This window comes from Lentimicrobium sp. L6 (assembly GCF_013166655.1).
GTDB lineage: Bacteria > Bacteroidota > Bacteroidia > Bacteroidales > UBA12170 > UBA12170.
This window is the reverse complement of record NZ_JABKCA010000148.1, coordinates 1-3,421: the sequence shown is the minus strand read 5'-3', so window position 1 is coordinate 3,421 and position 3,421 is coordinate 1. Positions and strand designations below refer to the sequence as shown.

The following is a 3,421-nucleotide window of genomic DNA, read 5'->3' as shown; positions in this document are numbered from 1 at the left end:
AAATATTACGATTAACAACTGAATTTCAGATAGTTAAAAACCGAACTCAGGTTTTCAGGTATAGAAGCTTATGCACCTTCTGGTGGAAGCTACTACCAAACAGTAAAAATGGACCCTGTTCCTGAATCTGCTGATTGGGCATATTTTGGTGAAGTAGCCTATGGTGATAAATCTGGTGATGCAGGATTTACAAGAATCGACTTAAGTCAATTCCGCGACCCACATATCTCATTATTGATAAATAGTGGAAGTGGTGTAGCTAGAATTATGTTTGAAGTTTATGAAAGCGAGAAATTTGCGAACCACGTAGATGCTATCAATACCAATGGCGAATGGCAATGGGTTTCTATACCTATTGGTCCTGGAACTGAATTCCAAAATTGGGGTGCCAATGGTTGGGATGGTGACGATAATGATGGTGTTCTTGACTATTCTATCATTAGATATATCCAAATAGGAATGGGAACTGGTGATGTTGGTGCAGGAAACAGATGGGAAATCAATATGGATAATTTCCAAATTACTGATGGCCCTGTGAGCTCTCCTAATAATACTACTGAAACTTTATTTACATTCTTCGATTTTGAAGATGGCAACGATCCGTTTGTACATGGTGACTGGCAATCAATGGTAACTAGTACAAGTGCAATCAATGGTGGTGGTTTAGCAGCTCCACAAGGTTCTAATTATTTACAAGTTTCTGCCGAAGTTGTTGAAGAAGGCTGGAACTGGTGGGGAAATCTTGAGATGTATGATCTCACTATTGACCTTACTGAAGTAGGAACTCCTTATATTAGTTTCTGGGTAAATAACGAAGGCCGTGAAGTTACTTTTGAAGCCGAAGTAGGCGACTATAATGGTGGTAAATGGGGAACCAATTGGAGTATTCCTGCTTATGATGGATGGCAAATCTATACACTCAATGTAAATACCGCTGCTTGGGGTAATTGGGGTGCAGATACCGATGAGCCAGACTTCTCAGGACTTACTCACATCAAATTAGGATTTAACTCTAATAATCAACCTGTTGGTCCTTATGACTTATTCGTTGACAATTTGATACTTACTGATGGACCTTACTTTCAGAAGTAAATAATACGAAGAGAAGCTGCTCGAACAAAAAGGTTTGGGCAGCTTCTTTTTTAATAAACAGATCAAGATGAAACATAAATCCATAATTCTGCTCTTACTTTTACTTCCTTTTTTGGCTTATACCCAAAGCATTATTCTCGATGATTTTTCTGGTGTTGCATTAAAAGAAAACTGGTATGCAGAAGGAACTACTTTTACTTTAGGTCTCGAAAATGAATCCATGAAGATTGATTATTTGAGAAATGAAAACAGCTGGGAATGGGATCAGTTTCATTTTAATATGGACGAAAGTATAGCATTAAGAAGTTATACCATTCATCTGAAAATAAAAGTAGATATCGCTACTCAATTGACGGTAAAGCCAGTTTATGATAATGGTAGCGACGATTGGATTCAAATACAATTGCAAGAAAGTACCAACTGGCAAGAGATTGCCTTTGAGGTTTTAAGCGAGGAAACTCGTCAACTCACCACCCTGTTTTTCTATTTCGATGCCGGTAGCACAGCAAATGCTCAAGGCCTGTTTTTTATGGATGATTTATTATTAGAGACCTCCTCTAAAGTATCATTAAACAAAGCTGTAATTTCAGCAAATACCTATCATGACCAAGCGGAGGAGGGCAGCCAAGAAGGCCAATTCCTTTCAGGTTCAAAAGAAATTTATGCTTCAGCCATTTTTGAAGCACAAGAAGTTTTAGACCATACTGAAGCCTCCCAAGAGCAAATAGATTTAGGATTACTACAATTAAATGAAGCCACAAGAATAATGGAATTGGCTTGCATTAGAGATGCTGTAGTTAGTTCAGAAACTTTGATTCTTGCCAATGTTGATGCCACTCGAGAAACCAGAAATCTATACTATAATCTACAACAACTTTCTAGTCATCATTTGCTTTTTGGCCATCACGATGTCACAGCCTATGGGGTTAACTGGACTGGTGAAGCCAATAGATCTGATGTAAAAGATGTATGTGGTTCTTATCCTGCAGTTGCCTCTTGGGATTTTATGGGAATAGCCGCAGGAAATAATGCTTCTGAAGATAAGAGCAGAGTAGAGTTCTTCCATAACCAAGGAGGAATCAATACCTTTTGCTGGCATTATGATAATCCCTTTGGTGGAGATTTTTATTGGGAGAATAATCCTTATCCCGATTCTAATGTGGTGACTTCATTAATGCCCGGAGGATTCAATCACGAATCTTTTGTGTCCAGTTTAGATAAAATTGCCCAGTTTTGTAAAACTATAAAAGGAAGTAGAGGAGAGTCTATCCCTATTATCTTCCGACCTTGGCATGAGCATAATGGCGATTGGTTTTGGTGGGGAGAGTCCCATTGTTCCATTCAAGAATACAAAGAGCTTTGGCAATACACCGTTGATTATCTGATTGAAGAAAAACAAGTAAATAATCTACTTTTCTCCTATTCTCCAGATGTTTTTATCAATAAAGCCAAATACCTACAACGCTATCCTGGCGATGAGTATATCGATATTTTGGGTTTCGATGATTATCAAGATGTGAAAAATGAAAGCACCTTAGATAAATTCCAGGAGCAACTGATTTATGTGGTGGAAATGGCAGAAGAGAGAAATAAAATTGCAGCTCTAACAGAAACAGGTTTGGAGAGAATTACCAAGGATAACTGGTTCACTACCTTTTTGGAGGAGCCCATTATTAGCGATGAGGTGAGTAAGAAAATAGCCTATGCCGTAGTATGGAGAAATGCCAGCACTTCCCATTTTTATGCACCCTATCCTGGGCATAGCAGTGTCCCCGATTTTCAGGATTTCTATGCCAGCGATTTCAGCATGTTTATGGACCAACTCCCAGAATTATTCAACGAATTACAAAAAGATTATAATGACATAGAAGAATTAGAGAATGTTTCCTCCATTATAAAAGCCTATCCTAATCCTGTAGGCGATCAGCTTCATCTTTATGCCGAAGAGGAGGTGCATTATCAAATATTCAATAGTATGGGAGTGCAGGTAGATGAAGGAGATTTAGAAAGAAATTTAGAACATATCGTTCCATATCCCCATAAAAATGGAATGTATATACTAGTTGTAACTAGCTATAATAAGGTATTAACCTCATTAAAAATAGTTAAACACTGATTTGATTAATTGATTGACAATGTTAGAAAAGATATCATAAGATGATTTTTGTATTTGTAACATTGGTTAAAGGAGCTCTTTTAGGGCTCCTTTTTTGTGACGTATAGGCTAAGCAAAGGGATCAAAGCCTTGAGGCACGAAAGGATTGAGGCCCTGGAGTTTGAAAGAAATTAATTACCTTTACAGAAATCACTTCAAATGCCATCAAAAAAG

Annotated in this window: 2 protein-coding genes; both read left to right on the top strand. The window is 37.6% G+C overall.

The window, feature by feature from the left end; translation table 11 throughout:
• The first annotated feature begins 108 nt into the window (after window positions 1-108).
• Window positions 109-1,092, top strand: a complete 984-nt coding sequence (locus tag HNS38_RS19815; RefSeq protein ID WP_172346978.1) for a hypothetical protein — start codon at window positions 109-111, stop codon at window positions 1,090-1,092.
• Between the two features lie 67 nt (window positions 1,093-1,159).
• Window positions 1,160-3,208, top strand: coding sequence for a glycosyl hydrolase (locus HNS38_RS19810; RefSeq protein ID WP_172346977.1), 2,049 nt, complete (start codon window positions 1,160-1,162; stop codon window positions 3,206-3,208).
• Window positions 3,209-3,421 lie beyond the last annotated feature (213 nt).